21 protein-coding genes and 1 pseudogene are annotated in these 25,426 nt (G+C 65.3%); 18 read left to right on the forward strand and 4 right to left on the reverse strand.

The features are described 5' to 3' along the window. Positions 1–115: 115 nt before the first annotated feature. From J7392_RS08480 to J7392_RS08540, 13 genes and pseudogenes are all read left to right on the forward strand, one after another. Entirely contained in the window at positions 116–946 is an 831-nt protein-coding gene (locus J7392_RS08480; protein WP_209217146.1) for a 3-keto-5-aminohexanoate cleavage protein, read from the forward strand. An 80-nt stretch (positions 947–1,026) separates the two neighbouring features. Further along, complete coding sequence (locus tag J7392_RS08485) at positions 1,027–1,797, forward strand: MBL fold metallo-hydrolase (RefSeq protein ID WP_209217147.1); 771 nt, start codon at positions 1,027–1,029, stop codon at positions 1,795–1,797. 267 nt (positions 1,798–2,064) lie between these two features. After that, positions 2,065–3,120, forward strand: a complete 1,056-nt coding sequence (locus tag J7392_RS08490) for a C4-dicarboxylate TRAP transporter substrate-binding protein (RefSeq protein ID WP_209217148.1) — start codon at positions 2,065–2,067, stop codon at positions 3,118–3,120. A gap of 26 nt (positions 3,121–3,146) precedes the next feature. Then, a complete protein-coding gene (locus J7392_RS08495; protein ID WP_067267049.1) occupies positions 3,147–3,680 on the forward strand; it encodes a TRAP transporter small permease subunit in 534 nt (177 codons plus the stop codon). Next, on the forward strand, positions 3,680–5,020 hold the full coding sequence (locus J7392_RS08500; protein ID WP_209217149.1) for a TRAP transporter large permease: 1,341 nt from the start codon (positions 3,680–3,682) through the stop codon (positions 5,018–5,020). The genes J7392_RS08495 and J7392_RS08500 overlap by 1 nt, the downstream gene beginning before the upstream one ends. Then, on the forward strand, positions 5,017–5,805 hold the full coding sequence (locus J7392_RS08505) for an IclR family transcriptional regulator (protein ID WP_067267052.1): 789 nt from the start codon (positions 5,017–5,019) through the stop codon (positions 5,803–5,805). The genes J7392_RS08500 and J7392_RS08505 overlap by 4 nt, the downstream gene beginning before the upstream one ends. A gap of 17 nt (positions 5,806–5,822) precedes the next feature. After that, positions 5,823–7,919: a 3-hydroxyacyl-CoA dehydrogenase NAD-binding domain-containing protein gene (locus J7392_RS08510; RefSeq protein ID WP_209217150.1), complete on the forward strand. Its 2,097-nt coding sequence runs from the start codon at positions 5,823–5,825 to the stop codon at positions 7,917–7,919. Beyond that, entirely contained in the window at positions 7,916–9,091 is a 1,176-nt protein-coding gene (locus J7392_RS08515) for an acetyl-CoA C-acyltransferase (RefSeq protein ID WP_209217151.1), read from the forward strand. The genes J7392_RS08510 and J7392_RS08515 overlap by 4 nt, the downstream gene beginning before the upstream one ends. Positions 9,092–9,102: 11 nt before the next feature. After that, positions 9,103–10,302: an acyl-CoA dehydrogenase family protein gene (locus J7392_RS08520; protein WP_209217152.1), complete on the forward strand. Its 1,200-nt coding sequence runs from the start codon at positions 9,103–9,105 to the stop codon at positions 10,300–10,302. Beyond that, on the forward strand, positions 10,299–11,432 hold the full coding sequence (locus J7392_RS08525; RefSeq protein WP_209217153.1) for an acyl-CoA dehydrogenase: 1,134 nt from the start codon (positions 10,299–10,301) through the stop codon (positions 11,430–11,432). The genes J7392_RS08520 and J7392_RS08525 overlap by 4 nt, the downstream gene beginning before the upstream one ends. Beyond that, a complete protein-coding gene (locus J7392_RS08530; protein WP_247744511.1) occupies positions 11,413–11,820 on the forward strand; it encodes a PaaI family thioesterase in 408 nt (135 codons plus the stop codon). The genes J7392_RS08525 and J7392_RS08530 overlap by 20 nt, the downstream gene beginning before the upstream one ends. After that, on the forward strand, positions 11,817–12,584 hold the full coding sequence (locus J7392_RS08535; protein WP_209217155.1) for an enoyl-CoA hydratase family protein: 768 nt from the start codon (positions 11,817–11,819) through the stop codon (positions 12,582–12,584). Before J7392_RS08530 ends, J7392_RS08535 begins: the two co-directional genes overlap by 4 nt. Positions 12,585–12,637: 53 nt before the next feature. Beyond that, positions 12,638–14,136 (forward strand): annotated as a pseudogene (locus tag J7392_RS08540) (class I adenylate-forming enzyme family protein). Positions 14,137–14,169: 33 nt separating this feature from the next. On the opposite strand, the gene rpe reads toward J7392_RS08540, so the two are convergent. Together rpe and J7392_RS08550 are read right to left on the reverse strand one after the other, a co-directional pair. After that, positions 14,170–14,859 (reverse strand): ribulose-phosphate 3-epimerase, encoded by a 690-nt coding sequence (rpe, locus tag J7392_RS08545; protein WP_209217156.1) that lies wholly within the window; start codon positions 14,857–14,859, stop codon positions 14,170–14,172. Positions 14,860–14,924: 65 nt separating this feature from the next. Beyond that, positions 14,925–18,131 carry a 2Fe-2S iron-sulfur cluster-binding protein gene (locus tag J7392_RS08550; protein WP_209217157.1) on the reverse strand — a complete coding sequence of 1,069 codons (3,207 nt, stop codon included), beginning with the start codon at positions 18,129–18,131 and terminating at the stop codon, positions 14,925–14,927. A 123-nt stretch (positions 18,132–18,254) separates the two neighbouring features. On the opposite strand from J7392_RS08550, the gene J7392_RS08555 reads away from it, so the two are divergent. From J7392_RS08555 to J7392_RS08575, 5 genes are all read left to right on the forward strand, one after another. Further along, positions 18,255–19,274 (forward strand): ABC transporter substrate-binding protein, encoded by a 1,020-nt coding sequence (locus J7392_RS08555; protein WP_209217158.1) that lies wholly within the window; start codon positions 18,255–18,257, stop codon positions 19,272–19,274. A 173-nt stretch (positions 19,275–19,447) separates the two neighbouring features. Continuing rightward, positions 19,448–20,707: a cation:proton antiporter gene (locus tag J7392_RS08560; RefSeq protein WP_209217159.1), complete on the forward strand. Its 1,260-nt coding sequence runs from the start codon at positions 19,448–19,450 to the stop codon at positions 20,705–20,707. A gap of 81 nt (positions 20,708–20,788) precedes the next feature. Further along, positions 20,789–21,556, forward strand: coding sequence for an ABC transporter ATP-binding protein (locus J7392_RS08565; RefSeq protein WP_209217160.1), 768 nt, complete (start codon positions 20,789–20,791; stop codon positions 21,554–21,556). Next, positions 21,549–22,355, forward strand: coding sequence for an ABC transporter permease (locus tag J7392_RS08570; RefSeq protein WP_209217161.1), 807 nt, complete (start codon positions 21,549–21,551; stop codon positions 22,353–22,355). The genes J7392_RS08565 and J7392_RS08570 overlap by 8 nt, the downstream gene beginning before the upstream one ends. Positions 22,356–22,636: 281 nt before the next feature. After that, positions 22,637–23,551 (forward strand): D-amino acid aminotransferase, encoded by a 915-nt coding sequence (locus tag J7392_RS08575; protein WP_209217162.1) that lies wholly within the window; start codon positions 22,637–22,639, stop codon positions 23,549–23,551. 45 nt (positions 23,552–23,596) lie between these two features. Here J7392_RS08575 and J7392_RS08580 read toward each other — a convergent pair whose 3' ends face one another. Continuing rightward, entirely contained in the window at positions 23,597–25,006 is a 1,410-nt protein-coding gene (locus tag J7392_RS08580) for a PepSY domain-containing protein (protein WP_209217163.1), read from the reverse strand. Positions 25,007–25,046: 40 nt separating this feature from the next. Beyond that, complete coding sequence (locus tag J7392_RS08585; protein ID WP_168612334.1) at positions 25,047–25,406, reverse strand: hypothetical protein; 360 nt, start codon at positions 25,404–25,406, stop codon at positions 25,047–25,049. Between the last annotated feature and the right edge of the window lie 20 nt (positions 25,407–25,426).

The following is a 25,426-nucleotide window of genomic DNA, read 5'->3' on the forward strand; positions in this document are numbered from 1 at the left end:
GTAAACCTCGTGCCAAACCCCCTCGGGGTTTAGCAGCGCCTGAGCCTTCCCAACCAGTGTACACCGCCCCCACCATATGCGACCCTGCGCACCAAACACTACAGGATCCCCACCCATGACCAGCCCCTGCATCCTCTGCGTCGCCATCACCGGCTCCGTGCCCACCAAAGCCGCCAACCCCGCCGTGCCGATCTCGATCGCCGAGCAGGTCGAGTCGACCCACGCAGCCTTCGAAGCCGGGGCGTCCATCTGCCACGCCCATGTGCGCAACGAGGACGAGACCCCGTCCTCGGACCCCGAGAGGTTCGCGCGGCTGATGGAAGGCGTGCAAAAGCACTGCCCCGGCATGATCATCCAGTTCTCCACCGGCGGGCGTTCGGGCGCGGGGCGGGAGCGGGGCGGGATGCTTTCGCTGCGGCCCGACATGGCCTCGCTCTCGGTCGGGTCCAACAATTTCCCGACGCGGGTTTACGAGAACCCGCCGGAATTGGTCGATTGGCTGGCGTCGGAGATGAAAACCCACGCGGTCAAACCCGAGATCGAAGCCTTCGATCTCAGCCACATCCACAAGGCCGCCGAGATGAACCGTGACGGGCGCATTCCGGGCCAGCTCTATGTGCAATTCGTCATGGGCGTGAAAAACGCCATGCCGGTGGACCGTGAGACCTTTGATTTCTATATCCAGACGCTCAACCGCTTGGCGCCCGATGCGCAGTGGTGTGCCGCCGGGATCGGGCCGAACCAGATCGTGCTGAACGAGTGGGCCATCGCGGCGGGCGGTCATACGCGGGCGGGGCTCGAGGACAACGTGCGGTTGGACCGTGAGACGCTGGCGCCCTCCAACGCGGCGCTGATCCAGCGCGCGGCGGATCTCTGCGCGAAATATGAGCGCCCCGTTGCCACGGCTGCACAAGCGCGTGAGATTCTCGGCCTGCGCCCCTCATAGGCTTGCCGCATGGCGGGTGCCGCGTTGAAATGCGGGGCGGGGCCGCTATGTCCCGTTCCAGCAACCAACAGGAGCCTGAAATGACCCAGACCCGCCGCCATTTCCTTGCCACCTCCGCCGCCGCCGCTGGCGTCGTGACCCTGCTGCCCTTCGCCGCCCGCGCCGCCACGCAGAGCGGCGATACCTTCGACACCGACGCAGGACCGATCACCGTACACCCCGTCGATCACGCCTCCATCGTGTTGGAGACGCCAAAGGGCGTGATCTATGTCGATCCGGTAGGCGAGCCCGCGCAATACAGCGATTTCCCGGCGGCGGATCTGATCCTCATCACCCATGAGCATGGCGATCACTACAACGCCGATACGCTGGCCGCACTGGCAGGCGATGACGTGCAGATCATCACCAACCCCGCCGTGTTCGACATGCTGCCCGAAGCGCTTGCCGCCAAGGCCAGCAAAATCGCCAATGGCGAGAATACCGAGTTCAACGGCCTGCCGATCAACGCGATCCCGGCCTATAACACCACCGAAGAGCGCAAGAAGTTCCACCCCGAGGGGCGCGACAACGGCTATATCCTCGGCTTCGACGGTTTCCGCGTTTATATCTCGGGCGATACCGAAGACACGCCCGAGATGCGCGGGCTGACCGATATCTCGCTGGCTTTCGTCTGCATGAACCTGCCCTTCACCATGGATTCCAACGCCGCCGCCTCGGCGGTGGCCGAGTTCAAGCCCGCTTACGTCTACCCCTATCACTTCCGGGGCAAAGACGGCGGCACCCAAGACCCGCAAGAGTTCGCCAAACGCGTCGGCACCGATGTCGAGGTCAAATTCGGCGACTGGTATTAAAGTTCAGCGGCCATGTCCTGAGCGGGCGTTGTCGCCTTTTCTACGGGCCGCTTGATCCGAGCAGCCGATTCCGGGGTGGAGTGGGGCTGTTCCACGCCTGCACCATCCTTCGGGAAATTTTCCCTTAACAAATTCAATAGCCTAACCGCTCTCCCTGCCGATGGCCGAAGTTTCGCTTGATCGCCTTCGGTCCGCGGACTAGCGTGACCTGCGACAAATGCGAAACAACGGTTCGCATTGCGAAACAAGTCTCTGGGAGGAGCCGACATGACAATTTTCAAACACCTGAGCTGCGCCGCAGCTCTGGCGCTGGCTGGTGGCGCGGTAAGCGCTGAAACCGTGTTGATTCATGGGGAAGCCGGGCCGAACCGCGGTGCGCGCGCGCAGGCGTTGCAGTGGTTCGCCGATCAGGTTGCCGAACGGTCCGAGGGCGATATGCGTCTCGACATCCAGTGGGGCGGGGCGCTTTTCAAAGCCAATGCTGCCGTGCAATCGCTGGCCGATGGCGTGGCCGACACCGGCTCGGTCATCGCGGTTTACTACCCGCAAGAGATGGCGGGCTACGGTATCGCCGACCTGCCGGTGAACAACCCCGACGCTTGGGTCGGCATGCGCGCCACGGATGAGCTGATGCGCAGCAACGAAGCCATTCAGGAAGACCTCGCCGACAAGAACCTCGTCTACATCGGCACTTGGACCACCTCTCAGGTGAACATCGGCTGCAAGGGCGGCGCGATCAAATCCGTCGACGACATTTCGGGCAAGAAGGTCCGCGGCGTGGGCGCCTATGGCAAGGTCTTTGGCGAGCAGGGCGCGAATATGGTCAACATGTCGATCTACGACGCCTACCAAGGTCTCGACACCGGGCTGATCGACTGCTCGCAGGGCTACAGCTATGCCGTCGCCGCGCTGAAACAGGCCGAGGTGATGGACAGCTACACGATCCTTGATTGGGGTCAGGTCGGCGGTCTTGGCATCTTCATGAACAAGGACATGCACGACAGCCTGACGGAAGAGCAGCAGGAGACGCTGGCCGAGGTTGGCGCGGACATGGCCGATGAATTCGGTCGTCTGATCACCACCGCCAACGAAAAGGCCATCGCCTCCATGAAAGAGCAGGGCGTCGAAGTCATCACCCTGCCCGAAGAAGACCGCGCGAAACTGGTCAAAGCCGGTGAGAAGTTCCTTGACGAATGGGTGCAAACGGCAAGCTCCGCCGGCCTGCCCGGTGAGGAACTGCTCGAAGAGTACAAGGCGCTCATCGCCAAATACACCGAAGAGCGTGACGCCAATGGCTACCCTTGGGACGCCGCCGGTAACTGATCGCTGACACTGGGGAGGGGCAGCATATGTTGGTAAATCTGGAGAAAATCCTGTTGGGACTGGGGGCCTTGGCGGTGATCGCCTTGGGGGTGTTGATCACCTCCAATGTGATCGCCCGCGCGCTCTTTGCCAGTCAGGTGCCCGATAGCGTGACCATGGTGCGAGAGCTCATGGTCGCCGCCATCCTGTTGCCCCTCGCCGCCGCCACCGCGGCCCGTGCCCATGTCTCGGTCGCCTTCGTGACCGACCGTTTCCCCGAACGCGCGCGTTCGGTGCTGATCGTTGCAGGCTCTGCCATCGGGATGCTGGCGCTGGCGCCTCTGATCTATTCCGGCGGGCGCGAATTCCTCTCCGTGGTGGAGAAGGGCAGCTTTTTCTATGGCGACCTGAACCTGCCCAAGTGGCCGGGGCGGTTGTTGTTCCTGATCGGGATGATCGCGACTTTCTTGCGGCTGGCCGAGCTGACATGGCGCGACGGGCGCACCGTGCTCGCAGGCGGCGTCGTCTCGGATGAGCAACATCATGCGGCTGACCTGATGGTTGAAGAGGACTTGCGCTAATGGATGCTTCGACCATCGGAATGATCGCCTTTGCCGCGGTGCTGATCATGTTGGCCCTGCGGGTGCCGATCGCCTTCACGCTGGCCTCGGTCGCGACCGTCGCCACCTTCTTCATCTTCGCCTTCCGCACTGGGACTTTCATGCCCGAGCGCGCGATCAAGGCGACCACTTCGATGGTGTTCTCGAACTCCTTCGACCTTATTCACTCCTACGATCTGTCGATGATCCCGCTCTTCGTGGCGCTTGGACATATCGCTTACCGCGCGGATATCACGACGAAAATCTACCACGCGGCCAAGGTCTGGCTGACCAAGCTGCCGGGTGGGGTGGCCATGGCCTCTGTCATGGGCTGCGGTGGGTTTTCCGCGATCACCGGCTCGTCGATCGCCTGCGCCTCGACCATGGGCAAGATCTGCACGCCCGAGATGCTGCGCATGGGCTATGACCCGCGCCTCGCCACCGCCTCGGTCGCGGCGGGGGGCACGCTGGGCTCGCTCATTCCGCCTTCGGTGCTGTTCATCATCTACGGCATCTTCACCGAGACCTCGATCTCCTCGCTCTTCCTCGCGGGTGTTCTGCCGGGGCTGCTGACGCTGGCGGGCTTTGTGCTGGTCATCGCCGTCTGGGTCTGGCGTGATCCATCGGTCGCCCCCTCGACCGACCAGCGCTACAGCGCCGGGGAGCGTTGGACCGCAGCGCTGGAAAGCTGGCCCGCGCTGCTGCTCTTCGTGCTCATCATCGGCGGCATCTACGGCGGCATCTTCACCGCGACCGAGGCCGCAGCCGTCTGCGTCGTCTCGGCCACGCTGATCGGTTTCGCGCAGAAAAAGCTCGACTGGGCCGGTCTTTGGGCCGCGGTCAAGGAAACCTGCGTGCAGACCTCCGCCATTTTCCTCATCGCCGCCTCGGCCAAGATCTTCGTGGCCTTCGTCGCGCTGACCGGCGTCGCGGGTACGATTGTGGGCTTCGTCTCTGACGCGCAGATGTCGCTGGTGGTCCTGATGCTCTGCATCGCGCTGATCTACCTGCTCTTGGGCATGTTCCTTGATCCCATCGGCATCATGGTGCTGACCCTGCCGCTGATGATCCCGCTGGTCGAAAGCTATGATCTGAACCTCATCTGGTTCGGCGTCGTGGTCATCAAGCTGCTGGAGATCGGCCTGATCACCCCGCCCGTCGGCCTCAACGTCTTCGTCATCGCCAACGTGGTGGGCCGCGAAGCGCCGATCGACAAGATCTTTGCCGGGATCACGCGCTTTCTCAGCGTCGACGTGATCGTGCTGATCCTGATCATGTCCTTCCCAATGATCTCGCTCCTGATCCCGATGGCGGCGCGATGAATCAGGCGGCATCCGATACCGGCACGGACCGCAAGTTCGCCAATACGCTGGCGCGGGGGCTTGGCATTCTGCGGGCCTTTCGCGCCAGCGACAGCGGGCTGAGCCATGCCCAGATTGCCGAGCGGACGGGGCTGCCGAAACCCACCGTGTCGCGGCTGACCTATACGCTTTGCGAGTTGGGGTATCTGGCGCATGGCGGGCGCAACGACAAGTTTCGGCTTGGGCCTGCGGCGATTGCGCTCGGCTCCGTCGCCTCTGTCGCGGTGAGTTTCGTGGATATGGCGTCGGATGCGATGCAGGAACTGGCGGATGAGACCCGCACGCTGGCGTTGATCGCCGTGCGCGATGGCGACCGGATGATGCTGGTACGCACTTGGCGGCCGCGCACGGCCTCCACGATCTGGCTGGAGCCGGGGCACCGCATTCCAGTCTATGGCTCCTCCTCGGGTCTGGCCACGCTGGCCAGCCTTGACGAAGACCGTTTCGAAGCGCTGGAACCCGATGACCGGCTGCGCGATTTCCGCCGTGAGGGCTATGAGCAACTGCTGGCGCAGGGCTTCGTGCTGGCCCCGCCTGACACCCGCTATGCCCGCAATGTAAACGCGGTCAGTGTGCCCTATTACGCCGGTGAGTTCGGAGAGCCGGTGTCCTTTAGCTGCGGCGCGCTGCCGGCGGACTTGCCCGACGACCGCATTCTGTCACAAGTGGGGCCAGCCCTGCGCGACGTGGTCAGCGGCATCGAACAACGCACCGGACGGGCGCCCGCCCTGTCACGGCGCGGATAAAGACAAGGAGACATCACATGACCGACAAGATCGCCTATTCCCGCCACGATGACATCGTCGTGCTGCGCATCGAAAACCCGCCCGTCAACGCGCTGAGCCAAGCCGTGCGGCAGGGGCTGGCGGACGGCATGGACCGCGCCGAGGCCGAGGACGGCGTGCGCGCCGTGATGATCGTGGGCGAGGGCCGCGCCTTTATCGCCGGGGCCGACATCACCGAGTTCGGCAAGCCGCCGATGGAGCCGCATCTGCCCAACCTCTGCAACCGCATCGAAGCCTCGCCGCTTCTGGTCGTGGCCTCCATGCATGGCGTGAGCCTCGGCGGCGGTCTCGAAGTGGCGCTTTCTACGCATTACCGCATCGCTCAGCCCTCGGCCCGCGTCGGCCTGCCCGAAGTGCACCTTGGCCTCATCCCCGGCGCCGGTGGCACCCAGCGTTTGCCGCGCCTGATCGGCGTGGAGCCCGCGCTCGACGCGATCACCACGGGCCGCCACATCAAGGCACCGCAGGCGCTGGAGATGGGCATCCTCGACCGCGTGGAGGAGGGTGATCCGCAGGAGGTTGGCCTCGCTTACGTCCGCGAGTTGCTCGACAGCGGTGCCGAGCGCCGTCCGATCTGCGAGATGCCCGCGCCCGCGCCCATCGACTGGGACGCCGCCTATGAGGCGGTGCTGAAGAAAGGCCGCGGCCAGATTTCCCCGGCCGAGGCGGTGCGCGCCGTGCAGGCAGGTGTCGAAAAACCCTTCGAAGAAGGCATGAAGGCCGAGCGCCGCATCTTCTCGGAACTGATGAACACCGACCAGCGGCAGGGCATGATCCACGCGTTTTTCTCCGAACGCGCGGTCAGCAACCTGCCGGAACTTAAAGGCGTCGAACCGCGCGCGCTGAAAGCCATCGGCGTCATCGGCGGCGGCACCATGGGCGCGGGCATCGCCACGGCGGCCCTGCTCTCGGGCTTTTCGGTCGTGCTGATCGAGATGAAGGAAGAGGCCGCCAAGGCCGCGCATGAGCGTATCTCCGGCAACCTCCAAGGCGCGCTGAAACGAGGCAAGATCGATCAGGCGAAGTTCGATCACCTGACCGGCACCGCGCTCACCGTCTCCACCGAATACGACAGCCTGCGGGATGTCGATCTGGTGGTCGAAGCGGTCTTTGAGGATATGGACGTGAAAAAGGACGTCTTCGGCAAGCTCGACGCGGTCTGCAAGCCGGGCTGCGTGCTGGCCTCCAACACCTCCTATCTCGACGTGAACGAGATCGCCGCCTCCACCAAGCGCCCCGAGGACGTGATCGGGCTGCACTTCTTCTCGCCCGCGCATGTGATGAAACTGCTCGAGGTCGTCGTCGCCGACAAGACCGCGAAAGATGTGGTCGCCACGGGTTTTGCGCTCGGCAAGGCACTTGGCAAGGTCAGCGTTCGCGCGGGCGTCTGCGACGGCTTCATCGGCAACCGCATCCTCGCCACTTACCGCACCGCGGCGGATCATATGGTGTTGGACGGCGCCAGCCCCTACAAGATCGACGCAGCGCTTGAGAAATTCGGCTTTGCCATGGGTCCCTTCGCCGTGGCCGACCTCGCCGGGCTCGACATCGGCTGGGCCACGCGCAAGCGCAAGGCGGCGACACGCCACCCCGAGGAGCGCGTGCCCACCTATATCGACCGTCTCTGCGAACAGGGCCACTTCGGCCAGAAGACCGGCGAAGGCTATTACATCTACGAAAAGGGCAAGCGCGGCGGCACGCCGAACCCGGAAGTCACCCGCCTGATCGAGGAAGAGCAAAAGGAACGCGGCATCACCCCGCGCGAGTTCACTGACGCCGAGATCGTGCGCCGCTACATGTGCGCCATGGTCAACGAGGCCGCCAAAGTGCTGGAAGAGGGCATCGCCAAACGCCCGCTCGACATCGATATGACGCTGCTCTTCGGCTACGGCTTCCCGCGCTACTGGGGCGGCCCGATGAAATGGGCCGACATTCAGGGCCTGCCCAACGTGCTGGCGGCGATCGAAGGGTTCGCCGAGCAGGACCCTTGGTTCTGGAAACCCGCGCCGCTGCTGGCCGAACTGGTCAAGACCAACCGCAACTTTGATGATCTGAACAAGGAAGCTGCCAAATGAAACAGGCCGTAATCGTCTCCGCCGTCCGCACCGGGCTGGCCAAATCCTTCCGCGGGTCATTCAACATGACCCATGGTGCCACCATGGGCGGCCATGTCGTCGCCGAGGCCGTGAAACGCGCGGGCGTGGAGCCTTCGGCCATCGAAGACGTGATGATCGGCTGCGGCTACCCCGAGGGGGCGACCGGCTCGAACATCGCGCGCCAGATCGCGCTGCGCGCGGGCCTGCCGGTGACCGCCTCGGGCGTCACCGTGAACCGCTTCTGCTCCTCGGGCCTGCAGACCGTTGCCATGGCCGCCAACGCCATCTGCATGGAGGGCGCGGGCCCGATGGTCGCGGGCGGGGTCGAGAGCATCTCGCTGATCCAGCCCGACGTCAAATCGGTCAAGGAAGCCTGGCTGAAAGAGCACAAGCCCGAGGTCTACATGGCGATGATCGACACCGCCGACATCGTGGCCAAACGCTACAACATCAGCCGCGAGGATCAGGACGCCTACGGTCTGCGCAGCCAGCAACTCATCGCCAAGGCGCAGGAGGCCGGTCTTTTCGACGACGAGATCGTGCCGATGCAGACCACCATGGGCGTGCAGGACAAGGAAACCAAGGAGATCTCCACCCGCGAGGTCACCGTGGACCGCGACGAATGCAACCGCCCCGGTACCACGATGGAGGGGCTTGCGGGCCTCACCCCGGTGCGCGGCGAGGGGGCCTTCATCACCGCCGGTAACGCCAGCCAGCTCTCGGACGGTGCCGCAGCGCTGGTGCTGATGGACAGCAAGCAAGCCGAGCAGCAGGGCCTTCAGGCCATGGGCGCCTTCCGCGGCTTTGCGGTCGCGGGCTGCGAGCCCGACGAGATGGGCATCGGCCCGGTCTTCGCCGTGCCCCGCCTCTTGGAACGCCACGGTCTCAGCGTCGATGACATCGACATCTGGGAGTTGAACGAGGCATTCGCGAGCCAAGCGCTTTACTGCCGCGACCGTCTGGGCATCGACCCGGACAAGTGCAACGTGAACGGCGGATCCATCGCCATCGGCCATCCCTTCGGCATGACCGGGGCGCGGATGACCGGCCACATCCTGCGCGAAGGCCACCGCCGCGGCGCGAAACTGAGCGTCGTGACGATGTGCATCGGCGGCGGCATGGGGGCGGCTGGCCTCTTCGAAATCTACTAAAGGGGGCCGAGATGGACCTGAGCTATACAGACGAAGAACGCGCCTTCCGCGAGGAGGTGCGTCAATTCCTCGCCGAGAAACTGCCGAAAGAGCTCTCCGAGAAGGTGCGCCGCGGGCAGGAGCTCTCGAAGGATGACCACGAACGCTGGCACGCGATCCTGAACGAACAGGGCTGGCTGGCCACCAACTGGCCCAAGGAATTTGGCGGGGCCGCGTGGAACGCCGTGCAGCGCCACATCTTCGAGGAAGAAGCCGCCGCCCACCACGCGCCGCGCATCGTGCCCTTCGGCCTGTCGATGCTGGCGCCGGTGTTGCAGAAGTTCGGCTCGAAAGAGCAGCAGGACTACTGGCTGCCGCGCATCCTCTCGGGCGAAGACTGGTGGTGTCAGGGCTATTCCGAGCCCGGCGCCGGGTCGGACCTCGCCTCATTGAAGACCACCGCGGTGAAGGACGGCGATCACTACGTGGTCAACGGCCAGAAGACATGGACCACGCTCGGCCAGCACGCCAACATGATCTTCTGCCTCGTGCGCACGGACAAAGACGTGAAACAGCAAGAGGGCATCTCCTTCCTGCTGATCGACATGGAGACGCCGGGCATCACCGTGCGCCCGATCATTCTGCTGGATGGCGGCGCCGAGGTGAACGAGGTCTTCTTCGACAACGTGAAAGTGCCTGCCGAGAACCTCGTCGGCGAGGAGAACAAGGGCTGGACCTACGCCAAGTACCTGCTGACACATGAGCGCACCAACATCGCGGGCGTGGGCTTCTCCCAAGCCGGTCTTCAGGCCGTGAAACGCATCGCCCGCTCCGAGATGGCCGGGGGGCGCCCGCTGATCGAGAACCCGCATTTCGCCGCCCGCGTGGCGCAGGCGGAGATCGACCTGATGGCGATGGCCACGACCAACCTGCGCATCATCTCGAAAGCCGCGGCAGGGCAGGCGCCGGGCGTGGAAAGCTCGATGCTGAAGGTGAAAGGCACGATCATCCGGCAGGAGATCAACGATCTCGCGCGCCGCGCCGCTGGCGTCTACGCCATGCCCTTTGCCTCGGAAGCGGTGGCAGGCAGCAACGACGCGCTGCCCGATCCCAATGATGCGGGCCCCGTGGCCGCGCAATATTTCAACAATCGCAAGCTGTCGATCTTCGGCGGCTCCAACGAGATCCAGCGTGGGATCATCGCCAAGACCATGCTGGGAGGTGGCAAATGAATTTCGACCTGACCGATGAACGCCAGATGTTGCAGGACAGCCTGCGGCGGTTCCTGCGCGACAAATACGACACCGAGACCCGCAACCGCATCCTCGAGAGCGAGACCGGCTATTCGACCGAGATCTGGGAAGGTCTGGCCGAACTGGGCGTGATCGGCGCGCTCTTCACCGAGGAACAGGGCGGTTTTGGCGGCGCGGGTTTCGACCTTGCCGTGGTCTTCGAAGAGCTGGGCCGCGCCGGTGTGGTCGAGCCCTTGCTCGACAGCGCCGTGCTTGCTGGCGGCTTGATCGCCGACCTCGGGACCGAAGACCAGCAGGAGCACATCGAGCAATTGATTGGCGGCGCGCTGCAACTGGCCTTTGCCCATGGCGAACCGGGCAGCCGCTATGACCTCGAGCGCGTCACCACCTCGGCCACCGCGAGCGGCGACCAGATCGTGCTCAGCGGTCGCAAGGCCGTGGTGGCGAATGCCGAGGCCGCCGACATGCTCGTCGTCTCCGCCCGCGAAAGCGGTGAGGCAGGGGACCGCGACGGCATCTCGCTCTTCCTCGTGCCCGCGGATGCCAAAGGGCTGACCGTCACCGGCTATGCGCTCTTGGCCGGTGGCCGCGCCGCCGAGGTGACGCTGGACGACGTGACCCTGCCGGAAAGCGCCCGTCTGGGCGCGCCGGGCAAGGCGTTTGACGCCATCGAGACCCGCACCGCCATGGCCACCGCCACGCTCTGCGCCGAAACGCTCGGCGCGATGGAGACCGCCTGCGACCTCACGCGCGAATACCTCGGCACCCGCAAGCAGTTTGGCCGCCCCATCGGCAGCTTCCAAGCACTGGCGCATCGCATGGCGGACCTGCTCATCGACCTTGAACAGGCGCGCTCTGCCGTGATCAACGCGGCGGGCCATCTGGAGGACGACCGCGAAAGCCGCGAGCGTCACGTCTCGGCCGCCAAGAACCTGATGGGCCGCGTCGGCCGTCTGGTCGCGGAGGACACGATCCAGATGCATGGCGGCATTGCCATGACGCAGGAGTACGAACTGGCGCATATCGCTAAGCGCATCACCATGGCGGACCACCGCTTTGGCGATGTTGACCATCATCTGGAGCGGTTCATTGCACTATCCGCCGCATGATGCACCGACCAGCGGGGTTCAGCAGCTGATCGGGTTTACCCCCGACCTGTCGAACCCCGATGGCAGCACCCGCGTGACGCTCGACCTCGGCCCGCAGCACCTCAATGTCTCGGGCGTGCTGCACGGCGGGCTGCATACGCTGATGCTCGACGTCGCCGCCGGTTTCGCCTGCGCGCGGCACTGCGCGATGAGCGGACCTTTCGTGCCGATGCTGACGCTCTCGCTGACCACCGACTACATCGGCGCGGTCCGCGAGGGGCAGATCATCGCCACGGGGCGCGTCACCGGTGGGGGCTTCAAGGTTCTCTACGCCGAGGCGCAGTTGCACGATGCCGAAGGCCGCTTGCTGTCGCGCGCCACCGGCGTATTCAAGAGGGCCAAGACATGAGCGCACGTATCGAGGACCGCGGCGACCGGCTGATCGTCTGGAACGGCAACGCAGAGAAACGCGGCGCGCTGACGCCCGCGCTCTACGACGCCATCGCCGAGGCGATGCGACTGGCCGAGGAGCCGCGCATCCGCGCGGTGATCCTGACCTCCGAGGGGCGGTTCTTCTGCGCCGGGGGCGACCTCAACGTGCTGATCGAACGCCGCAAGCTGACCGAGGAAGTCCGCCGTGAGCGGGTCGATGCGCTGCATGATCTGGTGCGGTCGATCCGCGCCTGCCCGGTGCCCGTCATTGCCGCCGTCGAAGGCGGTGCCGCGGGCGCGGGCCTGTCGCTGGCACTGGCCTGCGACATGATCGTGGCCTGCGAGGACGCGCAGTTCACCGCCGCCTACGTCAAGGCCGGGCTTGTGCCCGATGCGGGGCTGACGGCGTCACTCGCACGGCTCCTGCCGCGCCCCTTGGCGATGGAGATGTGCTTGCTGGGCCGCCCGGTCATGGCCATGCGCTTTGCCGAACTGGGCGCGGTCAACCGCATCTGCCCCAATGGCCGCGCGCTCGACGAAGCGCTGATGCTGGCCGACACGCTGGCCGCGGGTCCGCGCGCGGCGCAGGGCACGATCCGGGCCTTGGTCGGGCAGGCCTATGAGACTGACGAGGCCGCGCAGCTCGACGCCGAGCGCAACGCCATGGCCCGCGCCGCGGGCGGCGACGAGGCCGCCGAGGGCATCGCGGCCTTTTTGGAAAAACGAAAGCCCCGGTTCTAGCCGGGCGGCGGCTGCCGGAGGAGGGGGCCGCTATTAGGCAGGAGGAGACACCCATGAATGCCAGGGTACAGGATTTTCTAGCTGAGCAATTGGCGACCCGCCCAGAGGCACCAGCGCTGAGTGACGCGAGCGGCGCGGCTTGGAGCTTTGCCGATCTGGACCGCGCGCGTCGGGCTTTGGCGGCGGAGTTGCGGGCCGCGGGGGTGCAGGCGGGCGACCGCGTGCTGTTGATGGTGGAAAACTGCGTTTCCGCCGTGGCCGGGCTCTATGCCGCATGGGAGTTGGATGCGGTGGCGATCCCCGTCAACGCCCGCCAGAGCGAGGCCGAGGTCACCCGCATCATCAACCACGCCACCCCGGCGGCGGTTCTGCTGACCTGCGAGGTCTCGCCCGAGGCGGCGGCCCATGCAGCGCGGCTGGACGCACGCGAGATTGCGGGCGATTTCGGCAGCTTGCATCTGGCCACGCCACAGCCCAGCAGCCCGGACGCCGATCTGCATGATGTGGCGGTGCTGCTTTATACCACCGGCACCACGGGCGACCCCAAGGGCGTGATGCTGACCCATTCCAACCTGCGCTTCGGCGCGCGGGCCTCTGCCGATCTGCGGCAGATGGTGCCGGGGGATGTGGTCTATGGTGTCTTGCCGATGACCCATGTCTTCGGCCTCGTCTCGGTCCTGATGGCCGCCGTCAGCGCGGGCGCGAAGGTGCGGCAGGAGAGCCGCTTTTCCGCCGCGAAACTCCATGCCGCGACCCATGAGGATGTCACGATCCTGCCGGCGGTGCCGCAGATGCACGCGCTGGTCATGCAATACTCGCGCGAGCGCGGCATGCCGAAACTGGAAAGCCCGACCCTGCGCTATGTCTCCTCCGGCGGTGCGCCGCTTGACCCTGCGTGGAAGCGCAAGGCCGAGGCCTTCTACGAACTGCCCTTGCAAAACGGTTTCGGCATGACCGAGACCTGCTCGGGCGCCTCGGCCACGACCAATGCGCTTGGCTCCCCCGATACCTCCGTCGGGCCGGTGACGCCGGGGACTGAGTGCAAGATCGACGACCAAGCCCCCGGCGGCAATGGCGCGGGCGAGGGCGAGGTGCTGGTGCGCGGCCCGCATGTGATGAAGGGCTATTACCGCAACCCGACCGAGACCGACAAAGCCATCGACGCCGAGGGCTGGCTGCATACCGGCGATCTGGGCAAGCTCGATGAGGAGGAGCGGCTGCACATCCTCGGACGCTCGAAAGAATTGATCATCCACGGCGGTTTCAACGTCTACCCGCCTGAGGTGGAAGCCGCGTTGAACGATCACCCGCGCGTGGTGCAATCGGCGGTGGTCGGACGGCGACGCGAGGGCGATGAAGAGGTGCTGGCCTTCGTGCAAGTGGCACCGGGGGACGAGGTCACGGCAGAGGAGTTGCGCGGTTTCGTCAAGGACGGCTCACCGGCTACAAACGGCCTGCGCAGATCATCGTGGCCACTGATCTCCCGGCAGCGCCCACGGGCAAGATCCTGAAGCACCGCTTGCTGACGGCCTTTGCCGATCAATTGGCGTGACGGGGCGGGGCGCAGAGGCGCCCCGCATCTTTATCAGACGTAGGTGCCCTCGGCGGCGGCGCGGATCGCGCGGATGTTCTCGCCGTAGGGCGCCGGATCGCTGACCGAGCCGCCTTTGAAGACGGCGGAACCCGCCACCAGCACATCGGCCCCGGCCTCAGCCACCAGCGGCGCGGTCTTGGGATCGACGCCGCCGTCGATCTCGATATGCACGGGCCGGTCGCCGATCATGCTACGCAGCTCGCGGATCTTGGCGGTCATGTCGATGAACTTCTGCCCGCCGAAACCGGGGTTCACGGTCATCACGCAGACCAGATCGACCATGTCGAGGATCTCGGCCACGGCGCTCGCCGGGGTGCCGGGGTTCAGCGCCACGCCTGCCTTCGCACCCGCGCCGCGGATCGCTTGCAGGGTGCGGTGGATATGCGGGCCAGCCTCGACATGGGCGGTGATGAAATCGGCGCCCGCCTTGGCGAAGGCTTCGATATAGGGATCGACCGGGGCGATCATCAGATGCACGTCCATCACGCCCTTGATATGGGGCCGGATCGCCGCGCAGGTGGCGGGGCCGAAGGTGATGTTGGGCACGAAATGCCCGTCCATCACATCCACATGCACCCAGTCGGCGCCTTGGGCTTCGATGGCTTCACATTCGGCGCCGAAATTGGCGAAATCGGCGGCAAGGATGGAGGGGGCGATCTTGATCGAACGGTCGAAAGTCATGGGGGCAGGCCTTTGTTACGAGGGTTGGCCCCTCATAACGGCTGACCGCCCCCGGGGAAAGAGGGCTAGAGGTCCAGCTCCAGCACCCCGCCGGGCTGCGCTGCGCGGGACTGGCAGAGGATGATGGCCCCCTCGCGTTGCTTGGCCGAGAGCACGAAGTCGCGGTGCTCCACCTCGCCGCCGCGCAACCCGCATTTGCAGACGCCACAGATGCCGTCGGAGCATTTCAGATTCACCGGCACCCCCGCCGCGATCAGCGCCTCGGCGGCGGTCTCCTCGGGCCCGACCTCGATCTCGCGGCCCGAGGAGAGTTTGAGCTTGAAGGGGTGGTTTTCGTAATCTGGCACCTCGGGGGTGGAGAAATATTCCAGATGCCGTGCGTCTTCGGGGATGCCTGCGCCCTCGGCAGCGGCCATGACCGATTGCATATAGGCGTCCGCCCCGCAGGTGTAGACATGGGTGCCTTCGGGCGCGCGGGCCATGATCGCGGGCAGGTCGGCGCGGGTGCCCTCGGTGGAGATATGCAGATGCACCCGGTCGGCCCATGGCATCGCGGCCAGTTCCTTGGCGAAGGCCGCGGCCTCGCGGGTCGAGGCGGAGTAATGCAGATCGAAGGGCCGCCCGAGCGCATGCAGACGATGCGCGAAGGCGATCATCGGCGTGATGCCGATGCCGCCGCCCATCAGCAGGCTGTGGGGGGCGTCTTCAATGAGTTCGAAATGGTTCACCGGCTTGCCGACGAAGATGCGCCGCCCCTTAGAGAACACCCGGTGCAACAGCGCCGAGCCGCCGCGGCCTTCGTCCTCGCGCAGCACGGCGATGCGGTAGCGGCTGCGGTCCTCGGGGTCGCCCAAGAGCGAATAGGGGCGCAGGTATTCGGGGGCCACCACCAGATCGAGATGCGCGCCTGCGGTCCATGCGGGCAGGTCATGCCCCTCGGGGTGGGCGATGTCGTAAAGCCGGGTCGTGGCGTTCAATTCCTCCACCGCGGTGATCCGCAGGTCGAGCACCGGGGTGTCGCTGCCGACTTTGTAGAGATGCAGGTGCTCGGTCTCCCCCGCTGCCGTCTTGCGGCGGTGTTCGTCGGCGCTGATCAGCGCGGCATGGGCCTTGATCCCGGCCTCGCGGTTCATCGGGTCGGGATAGGGCCACGGGTGCGGGGCCAGCGGGGCGGGGTAGACGGCGAGGGTCTGGTCTTCAAACTTGAGGTCCAACTCCGGTTGCAGGTCGCGCGCGTTCACGGGTTGCGCGGGGGTATCGAACTGGCCCGAGGGCTTGCGCTCGATGTCCCACCACCATTTTTTCACCGGGTTCAGGCGGCCCTTGCCGACCTTGTCGTCGAGCTTGGCCAAGAGCGGTGCGGCGGCGGGAATGTTCGAGGCGGCCCATCGGAAGGGCGCCTCGGCAAAGAGTCCTTCGAGGTTCCACGGGCAGGTCTTCATGCAGCGCCCGCACATCGCGCCGCCTTGGTTGGTGATCCGGTAGGTGGCGCATTTCTGGCTGTCGGATTTCCAGATCTCGTAGCCGTTGAACATCTTCTTCGGCCCGGCGGTGATCGCGCCCGAAGGGCATTCGCGGGCGCATTTGTTGCAGGCCTCGCAGAACTTTTGCAGGCCGAAGTCGATGGGCTTGTCGGGGGCCACGGGCAGGGTGGTGGTGACCACGCCGGATTTCAGCCGTGGGCCGAGGAAGGGGTTCAGGATCACCTCCCCGATGCGGGAGACTTCGCCCAAGCCCGCCAGCAGCAACAGCGGCGGTTGCAGCACGTCGCCGTCCATCACAGTATGCGCCTTGGCAGAATGGCCGAGGTTGCGCAGATGCTGCGCCAGCACGCCGCCGAGCATTGAGAACCGCAAATAGGCGCGCATGGATTGCGACACGGCGATCCAATCGTCGCCCGAAGACCCCTCCATCGTGTCAAAGCCTTGGTCAATGATCAGGCTCAGCGCTTGGTCATGCGGCGGGGTGATCGGGGTGCCGGTGGCGTCGTGGCTGTACCATGTCCAGTCCGGGCAGGCCGAGAGGCCCGCGGCATCGGCGCCGAGGAAATAGCTCGCCGCCTTGAGGTTCGCCGCGTTGCGGGCGGCATCCCCGGCCTCGGGGGCGTCTTCGTTCACCGGCCCGTCCTGCAACAGGATCAGCGCGCCCAGCAGGCGGCGCTGTGCGGCGGAGGGGGCGGATTTGATCACGTGATGCCCGCCCTTCATGGCGTTCTGCACCTTCGGCCCCATGTCGCCGAACTGCCCGCGCGCAAAAAGGTCACCGCGTTTTGGCACGCGGGGGACGTTGGCGGCGTCGATGTAGGTGGTGGGCTCCTCGACCCGCTTCAGCGTCTCGAAAGGATGCGGCCCCATGGCATAGCCGCGCCGGGCGTAGGGGTCGACGTCGCGGGCGCTGAGCCCGCCGTGGGTGCCCAACTGCCAACGCGGCCCTTTCAGCACCGACCACGGCTGGTCGGTCAGCGGCGCGAGCGGCAGGTCGGGCGCGAGGGCCATGTCGGTCGTCACCACCGCAAGGCCGAAGCGCGGGCCGATCCATGGCGCTTGCAGGCTGCCGTCCTCCACCACCGCCAGCCCCGCCGCCACGGCCAGTTGGCCGAGGTTCACGTCGGAGGTGGTGGCCGAATGCACCTTGGCCGCGAAGCCCAACTGGCGGATGTATTCGGCGAGCACGGTGGCGTTCTCGGTGCCGCGCAGGCAGGCGCGCTCGGCTTGCGCGTCCATGATCCAGTCGCTGCCCGGCTCGCCCTCGCGCGGGTCGCGGGGGTAGGCGGTGAGGATCACCAGCGCATGACTGTGGCCGTCGATCGGGGTTTCTGGCGCATCCACGGCGTCGCGCAGGTTGGCCATAATGACATCGACGCCCGCGGCCAGCGTCTTGGTCTGGCGGCTGCGCAGACCTTCGGCCAGTTGCGCGGTGCCTTGGCTGCGGCGCGGGTAGGGTAGCCGCGCCTCGCGCGGCAGGGCGCAGATGCCCATCATCGAGGCATCGTTGTAATAGCCAAAGGATTTCAGATGGTTGGCCCGTTCCTGCGGGCTGTCGGGGATCACCGCGCCCGCCCTGTTGACCGGCCCGTCGCGCAGCACGTCCATCATCGCCTGAAAGGGAGCCATGGCGTTGCAGATGCTCTGCGGCGTCTCGGGCCGCTCGAACCGCAGTTCCGGCTCGGGCGTCTTGGGCAGCCGGTCATGCGGTGCCTGCAACCGGCGCAGCCGTTCCAGCGGAAAGGGGCCGAGGTGCATGGGGCGGGTCTTGGATGAAAAGAGCTTCATGGGCAAATCGATGCCACGCTTTGGGATGATATGCTAGTCTTGGTTGTATCGGTAAATACCGCTCTCGCTTGACTTTTTGCGCAGCCGCCGACCATGCTGCGGCAAAATTGGAGGAGTAAGACCATGACCCTGTTCACCCGCCGTCAGGCCATCGCAACTTTGGGCGCCGCAACGGCTGTGGGGCTGGCGGCACCGGCTCTGGCGCAGAACCGCAAGATCACCCTGGGCGCGCTGCGTTTCACCAGCCACGCGGGCAGCTTCGTCGGCTTTGAACGGGACTATTTCAAAGAGGCCGGTCTCGATGTCGAGCTGCGCTTCTTCGAGGCCGCGCAGCCGATGGCCGTGGCGATTGCCAGCGGCGATGTGGACTATGCAATCACGGCGATTTCCGGCGGGCTGGTGTCGCTGGCGCAAAAGGGCGCGGTCAAGGTGATCGGCGGCGGCCTGCAAGAAGAGCAGGGCATCGACGGGCAAAAGGTCCTCGTCTCCGACGCGGCCTATCAGGCGGGCATCACCGCGCCGGGCATGTTGGACGGCAAGAGCTTTGGCATGACGCAGGCGGGGTCGTCCTTCCACTACATGGGCTCCAAAATGGCCGCGGCTGAGGGGATCGACCTCAAGTTCAAGCCGCTGCAAAAGGTCGGCGCGGTGATCGGCGCGCTGAAGTCGGGCCAGATCGACGCATGGTCGATCGTGCCGCATATCGCCAAGCCGCTGGCCGGGTCGGGTGCCGTGCATATCATCGGCGATGTGGCGACCTATCTGCCGGATTATCAGGTGACCACGGTCTTCACCTCGACCAAGAACGCCACGGACGAGCAGGAGATGACCAAGAATTTCCTTGCCGGTTATTCCAAAGGCGTCGCCGATTACAACGCCGCGATGATCGCTAAGGAAGGCGGCGATGCGGGCGTGGATGAGATGATCGATTTGATCCACAAATATGTCTACACCGACCGCCCGCGCGACAAGGCCGCGCCTTCGATCATCAATGGCACCATGCGCCTGAACGAAGGGGCCAAGCTGAACGTCGCCTCGGTCCGCGATCAGTTGGAGTGGTTCCAGTCCGAAGGGTTGGTCGATGCCGACATCACTTTGGAGACGCTGATCGATACCTCTTATGTCGAGACGGCGGGCAGCTAAACGCTCGACCTTTTGAAGGCTACACTGTGCAAGGCGCGCTCCCCACGGGCGCGCCTTTTGCTTTGCGGCCTGCAAGGGGATTTCCGCCCCGCATGACTGGCAATGCCGACGCGCCAAGATACCTGTGATGCTGATATGGGGCCAAGCCCCTGAGCAGAAAACGGGAATCGGCAATGAGCGACGGCAGTTTTTTCGCCCTGAACGGCTATCATTTCGCATTGGGGGCCGTGGGGGCGGTGGTCATCCTTGCCCATTGGCTGCCCCGCTTTTTCAGCCGTCGTGAGCCTGCGGCCTCGGGCTTGTTGATCCTGCTCGGCATGGGGGTTTTCGCCCTAGTCCCCGGCATGCCGAGATTCCCCGACCCCCGCGCGATGCCCTTTCCATGGGAGGTCGTCTCGGAGCTTTGCGTGATCGTCGCGCTTTTCGCGACGGGGCTAAGGATCGACCGGCTTTCGGATTGGTCCCGCTGGGGGCCGACGGCGCGGTTGCTGGCGCTGACCATGCCGTTGACGATCCTGTCGGTCGCGCTGATGGGCTGGGCCTTTGCGGGGATGACCGCGGCGGGCGCGATCCTCTTGGGGGCGGTGATGGCGCCCACCGATCCGGTTCTGGCCGCCGATGTGCAGGTCGGCCCGCCGCATGAGGGCGGCGAGCACCCGGTGCGTTTCGCGCTGACGACCGAGGCGGCGTTGAATGATGGCTTGGCCTTTCCTTTCGTCTACCTCGGCATTCTGGTCGCCGCCGAGGGGTTGGCCCCGGCGTCTTGGGGCGTGGAATGGCTGGCGCGTGACGTTTTCTGGCGCATCGCCGTGGGGGCCGCCATGGGGGCTGCGGGGGGCTGGGCCTTGGGGCAGGTTCTGTTTGCGGTGCCGCGGCATGCGGTACTGGCCGAAACCTCCTCGGGCGTGGTGGCCTTGGCGGGGGTGCTGTTGTGCTATGGCACCACCGAATTGGCCGAGGGCTATGGCTTTATCGCCGTGGCAATGGCCGGTCTGGTGATCCGGCGGGTCGAGGCGGATCACGCATTCCACCGCCGTTTGCATGACTTCACCGCCGCTGTCGAACATGCGCTGACGGCGCTTTTGCTGGTGGCGATCGGCGCGGTTCTGCCAGCCTTGCTGGGCGATCTGACCCTTGCAGGCGCGGTGATCGTGCTGGCGCTGATCTTTGTCGTGCGCCCCTTGGCGGGGTGGCTGTCGCTTATGGGCACGCCGCTTGAGACGCGCCCCCGCTGGGTTATCGCGCTCTATGGGATACGGGGGATCGGGTCGATCTATTACCTTGCCTATGCGGCGGGGAAGGTTGAGTTTCTGGACGAGGAGCCGCTGTGGGCGATGGTGGGTTTTGCCATCCTTCTGTCGACCTTGGTGCATGGGTTCACCGCCGGGATCGCGGTGGACGGGCTGCGCGGCAAGGGGGAGCCGCCCTCCTAACCGACCCCGCGGGGCAGGGCGGTCGCGCCCTCTTGCGGATCGCACATTGCGCGCGGGGCGTTTTTGCTGAAAAAGGGCGGCATGGACCTCAAGCTTTCCTCCGTCAGCCATTACTATGGTGAAACCCAAGTGTTGCGTGACATCACGCTCGACATTCCATCCGGCCAGATCGTCTGCATCGTTGGCCCGTCGGGCTGTGGCAAATCCACTTTGCTGCGGATGCTGGGCGGGTTGGAGCGCCCCAGCGAAGGCCGGGTGCTGCAAATGGGCGATGCGCCCGAGGGCTGTTTGAACCCGCTGACCTATATTTTTCAGGACTTCGCCCTGCTGCCTTGGCGCAGCGTGCGCGGCAATGTGGCGCTGGTGCTGGAGGGGCATGGGCTGGGCACGGCGCGGCGCGAGGCGATCATCGCCGATGTCTTGGCGCGGACCAAGCTGACCGATTTCGCCGATGCGCTGCCCAAGCAGTTGTCGGGCGGGATGAAACAGCGGGTGGCGATTGCCCGGGCGCTGGCGGTGAACCCCGCCGTGATGCTGATGGATGAGCCGCTGAGCGCGCTCGACAGCCAGACCCGCGAATTGCTGATGGATGACCTCGTGGCGCTCTGGACGCGGCAGCCTTTCACGGCGGTCTATGTGACCCACAACCTCGCCGAGGCTGTGCGGCTGGGGCATAAGATCGTCGTCCTGTCGCGCCGTCCGGGTGAGCTGCGTGAGGTGGTGGAGTTGGACATGCCACTGGCCGAGCGGCGCCACGGCGACCCGGCATTGGAGGCGCAGCAACAGCACCTTTGGGGCTTGATGCGTAATGAAGCCGCGGCGGCAGATGCGGAGTTGATCGATGGCTGAAATGACGGATGTGAATGCCCGCGAGGTCACTTTTCGCGGCGGTGGCTTCCAGCCCGGCACCCGGCGCGGCGTGGGGCTTGCGGTTTTCGTGGTGCTGATCCTGCTGGCGGAATGGGGCACGCGCAGCGGCTTCATCTCACCCCTGACCCTGCCGCGGCCCAGCGATGTCTTGCTGACCTTTCAAGAGCTTTATCAGTCGGGGATGCTGTTCAAACACCTCGGCCCCTCGCTGACCCGTCTGGCGGTGGGCGCGCTGATCGGTGCCTCATTGGGCATTGGCATTGGCGTGTTGATCGGGTTGTTCTCTTTGGTCCGCGCGGGGTTGGTGCCGCTGGTGGCGGCGATCTTCCCGATCCCCAAGATCGCGCTGTTGCCGCTCTTCGTGATTTGGTTCGGCATTGATGAGGCCAGCAAATACGCGCTGATCGCCTTTGGCACTTTCACGCCCACGGTGGTGGCGACCTATGCGGCGGTCGACAATGTGGACCGGGTGCTGATCCGCATGGGGCAGAGTTTCGGCCTCGGCTGGTGGTCGATCGTGTCCAAGATCGTGGTGCCCGGCGCGATGCCGGGGATTCTGTCCGGCTTGCGTATTTCGCTGACCATCGCGATCATCCTGCTGGTGGCGGCAGAGATGCTGGGCGCGGAATATGGGATTGGGGCGTATATCCTGCAGGCGGGGAGCTTGTATGATCTGGAGCGGCTTTTCGCGGGGGTGGTGATCCTGTCGCTGCTGGGCGTGGCGGTCTCTGCGGCTGTGGCCTTTGTGGAGCGTCGCGTGTTGAGCTGGCGGGTATAGCACAAGGGCCATCGCCTGCCCGCGGGTGGGCGATCTGACGGTCCCTCGTACCACTTTATGGTTCAACCGTGATAAGACCTCGCCAGGGCGGGCCTAGCCTCACCAAATCGCCTACCCGTCCGGGCGGGCAGGCGATGGCCCGGCGCCTGCGGCCGGGCTTGGGGTGGTAGTCAATACCGGGGGAGGGCCGGGCGCCAAACACTCAGTTCCGGGCCGGGGTGGTAAGAGCGCATCATTTGCGTATCAATAGCGCCTACCGCCCTCATCAACGGACCCCCATCATGACCGAACACACCACCACCCACGCCGCCGACGAAGACGCCCGCAACCGCGACATCAAGATCTATGTCAACGGCGACATCCTGCACCGCGACGAAGCTAAAGTTTCGGTCTATGACGCGGGCTTTATGCTGGGCGACGGCATTTGGGAAGGCATGCGCCTCTACAACGGCACATGGGCCTTCTTCGACGAGCATATGGACCGCTTCTTCAACTCCTGCAAAGCGATCTCGCTCGATGTGGGGATGGACAAGGCCGGCATCGCCGACGCTCTGCGCCGCACGGCCGAGGCGAACGACATGCATGATGACGTGCACTGCCGCCTGATGCTGACCCGCGGGATCAAGGACAAACCCTTTCAGCACCCGTCACTCAGCACCACCGGGCCGACGCTGGTGATCATCATGGAGCATTCCAAACCCGTCGACCGGCTGCAGTCCAAGGGCATCCGGCTGGCCTCGGTCCCGCAGGTGCGCGGCCTGCCGCACAGCCAAGATCCGAAGCTCAACAGTCATTCCAAGCTCAACTGCATCATCGCCTGCCTTCAGGCCGAAGAAGCGGGCGCGGATGAAGCGCTGATGCTCGACCCGCATGGTTTCGTGAACACCACCAATGCCTGCAACTTCTTCATCGTGCGCCGGGGCGAGGTTTGGACCTCGACCGGCGACTACTGCATGAACGGCGTGACGCGGCAGAAGGTCATCGACCTCTGCCACGCGAATGGCATCCCGATGAAGGAAAAGAACTTCTCGGTCTACGAGGCTTACGGCGCGGATGAGGCTTTCCTCACCGGCACCTTCGGCGCGCAGACCCCGGTGGCCGAGATTGACGGCAAACCCATCGGCACGGGCGAGCGGCCTGTCACCAAACGCATCCAAGTGCTGTACAAAGAGCTGATCAAACAGCACACGGCCTGAACGCCGCGAGGGTGCCCGCCCCCGCGAAGAGGGGCGGGCGGCATCTTAGGAGACCATGCGCTTGAGCGCGGGCACGCGGCGGAGCAGGAGCCAATCCAGCAGACCCACGACCAGCAGGGTGACCCCCGCCATCGGAAAGGCCAGCGCCACCACCAGACCGACCACAACCGCGCCTTTCCACAGCGTCATATTGCGCGGGGCGGGCGGGGCAGAGAGCCAACCGGCAGGATTTGCCGGGCGGCGTTTCCACCACATCACCACGCCGGAGACGCAGAGAAAGATCACCGACAGGCAAAACAGCGTATTGGCCAAAACGCTCGGCCAACCCAAGGTGCCCATATGCAGCGCGATGCCTACGGCCATCGCCTTGCCGGCCAGCGAATAATCCTCATAGCGCACATCGGCGAGGATCTTGCCCGTGTGCCGGTCGATATGCACCGTCCGGTCGCTGGTGGGGTCTTCGGCATCGGTGTTCATCGAATCCCGGCTCAGCGTCCAAACACCGTCTTCGCCGCGCGGCAGGTTCATCTGATAGCGCGCGTCAAGGCCGATCTGCCGGGCCAGCGCGTCGATGGTGTCAAGTGTGGCGGGCGTGCCTTCGGCCAATCCTGCCACCCCGGCATCGCTGCCTGAGGCGGGCATCGGGGTCTGCTCCAGCGCCCAAGGCACCTCCTTGGGCCCGTGGTTCATGCTGGCGTGGAGGTCATCCGACAGCGGGGCCTCCCATTTCTCCGCCGGGAACTGGCTCCATGCCTGCACCATCTTTTCACCCCAGATACCGGCCCAAGAGAGGCCCGAGATCAGGAAGAAAAACAGCACGACCGACACCCAAAGCCCGATCGCCCCGTGCAGAGATTTCCACAAGGCGCGCCCACGGCCAAGTCGCGGCAGCAGTGCCGCGCGCAAACCGGTGCCGCGCGGCCACCAGAGGTAGAGCCCCGTGGCGATCAGCACCATGCCAAGCGAGGCCGCGATCTCGATCATGCGGTCGCCGGTCACGCCTAATAGCAGGCTGCCGTGGATGTTGTCGGCCATGTCGTACCAGCCGCTGCGGCGTGGGAAGCTGGCGAGCACTTCGGCGGTATAGGGATCGACGGCGACCATGGTCGCTACGTCATGCGCGTCCACCCGAAAGATCGCGGCCAGATCATCGGCGCGGGGGGCGACATATTGCACAAGGGTGCCACCTTCGATGCTGGCCTGCGCGGCGGCGGCCTGATCGGAGAGGGCAAGGGGCGCGTCTTGGGGCGTGACGGCAATCCGCTCTCCGTCCCGCCCACCGATGAAGGCAATCCAGAGCATCACAAGCCCCGTTAGGGCGAGCATGATGAAAAAGGGGATGACATAGACCCCGGCATAGAAATGCCAGCGCCAAGCGGCGCGGTAAAAGCTGTTCGCACGTTGCGTATTGTCGTTTTGCAGGGCTGCCGCGCCTGCAGGATCGATGGAAACCATGTGTTTGGTCCTCTGACTGAATTGATATGTGGTTTGGAGGTCAGAGAACCCGTGGCGGTGCCCTTGCGCGTTTGACAGAGGCACGGCGCGGTTTGGGCTGTGTGGCAGGGGCAGGGGGCAGCGGTGGCGCCGGGTGAAAGGTAACGGCCAAGGGCTGCACCGCCAGCCCCCTGCGTAGGGCCGCGAGGGAGTGCTGGTTCCAATCGCAGGGCTTGTGCTCGGGCTGCACCGGTTCGCCATCCGGCCCGATGGTCACCGTCTCCACCCCGTAGCCCGTGCACAGCACCATGGTCAGCGCGCCTTGCTGGCGCTCTGGCATGGTTCCGGGCGCGAGCGCCGAGAACGCCCCAAACAACAACACCACCGCCCAGAGGCAGAGGTGTTGAAGCGGGCCGGTCAACGCCTTGCGGCGCATCCTGC

This window comes from Sulfitobacter sp. R18_1, from assembly GCF_017743915.1.
Taxonomy (GTDB): Bacteria; Pseudomonadota; Alphaproteobacteria; order Rhodobacterales; family Rhodobacteraceae; genus Sulfitobacter; species Sulfitobacter faviae.

What these genes read in the sequence shown, in the direction of transcription:
- J7392_RS08480 (WP_209217146.1), top strand. Translation starts at nt 116, where the DNA reads ATGACCAGCCCCTGCATCCTCTGCGTCGCCATCACCGGCTCCGTGCCC.
- J7392_RS08485 (WP_209217147.1), top strand. Translation starts at nt 1,027, where the DNA reads ATGACCCAGACCCGCCGCCATTTCCTTGCCACCTCCGCCGCCGCCGCT.
- J7392_RS08490 (WP_209217148.1), top strand. Translation starts at nt 2,065, where the DNA reads ATGACAATTTTCAAACACCTGAGCTGCGCCGCAGCTCTGGCGCTGGCT.
- J7392_RS08495 (WP_067267049.1), top strand. Translation starts at nt 3,147, where the DNA reads ATGTTGGTAAATCTGGAGAAAATCCTGTTGGGACTGGGGGCCTTGGCG.
- J7392_RS08500 (WP_209217149.1), top strand. Translation starts at nt 3,680, where the DNA reads ATGGATGCTTCGACCATCGGAATGATCGCCTTTGCCGCGGTGCTGATC.
- J7392_RS08505 (WP_067267052.1), top strand. Translation starts at nt 5,017, where the DNA reads ATGAATCAGGCGGCATCCGATACCGGCACGGACCGCAAGTTCGCCAAT.
- J7392_RS08510 (WP_209217150.1), top strand. Translation starts at nt 5,823, where the DNA reads ATGACCGACAAGATCGCCTATTCCCGCCACGATGACATCGTCGTGCTG.
- J7392_RS08515 (WP_209217151.1), top strand. Translation starts at nt 7,916, where the DNA reads ATGAAACAGGCCGTAATCGTCTCCGCCGTCCGCACCGGGCTGGCCAAA.
- J7392_RS08520 (WP_209217152.1), top strand. Translation starts at nt 9,103, where the DNA reads ATGGACCTGAGCTATACAGACGAAGAACGCGCCTTCCGCGAGGAGGTG.
- J7392_RS08525 (WP_209217153.1), top strand. Translation starts at nt 10,299, where the DNA reads ATGAATTTCGACCTGACCGATGAACGCCAGATGTTGCAGGACAGCCTG.
- J7392_RS08535 (WP_209217155.1), top strand. Translation starts at nt 11,817, where the DNA reads ATGAGCGCACGTATCGAGGACCGCGGCGACCGGCTGATCGTCTGGAAC.
- rpe (WP_209217156.1), bottom strand. Translation starts at nt 14,859, where the DNA reads ATGACTTTCGACCGTTCGATCAAGATCGCCCCCTCCATCCTTGCCGCC.
- J7392_RS08550 (WP_209217157.1), bottom strand. Translation starts at nt 18,131, where the DNA reads ATGAAGCTCTTTTCATCCAAGACCCGCCCCATGCACCTCGGCCCCTTT.
- J7392_RS08555 (WP_209217158.1), top strand. Translation starts at nt 18,255, where the DNA reads ATGACCCTGTTCACCCGCCGTCAGGCCATCGCAACTTTGGGCGCCGCA.
- J7392_RS08560 (WP_209217159.1), top strand. Translation starts at nt 19,448, where the DNA reads ATGAGCGACGGCAGTTTTTTCGCCCTGAACGGCTATCATTTCGCATTG.
- J7392_RS08565 (WP_209217160.1), top strand. Translation starts at nt 20,789, where the DNA reads ATGGACCTCAAGCTTTCCTCCGTCAGCCATTACTATGGTGAAACCCAA.
- J7392_RS08570 (WP_209217161.1), top strand. Translation starts at nt 21,549, where the DNA reads ATGGCTGAAATGACGGATGTGAATGCCCGCGAGGTCACTTTTCGCGGC.
- J7392_RS08575 (WP_209217162.1), top strand. Translation starts at nt 22,637, where the DNA reads ATGACCGAACACACCACCACCCACGCCGCCGACGAAGACGCCCGCAAC.
- J7392_RS08580 (WP_209217163.1), bottom strand. Translation starts at nt 25,006, where the DNA reads ATGGTTTCCATCGATCCTGCAGGCGCGGCAGCCCTGCAAAACGACAAT.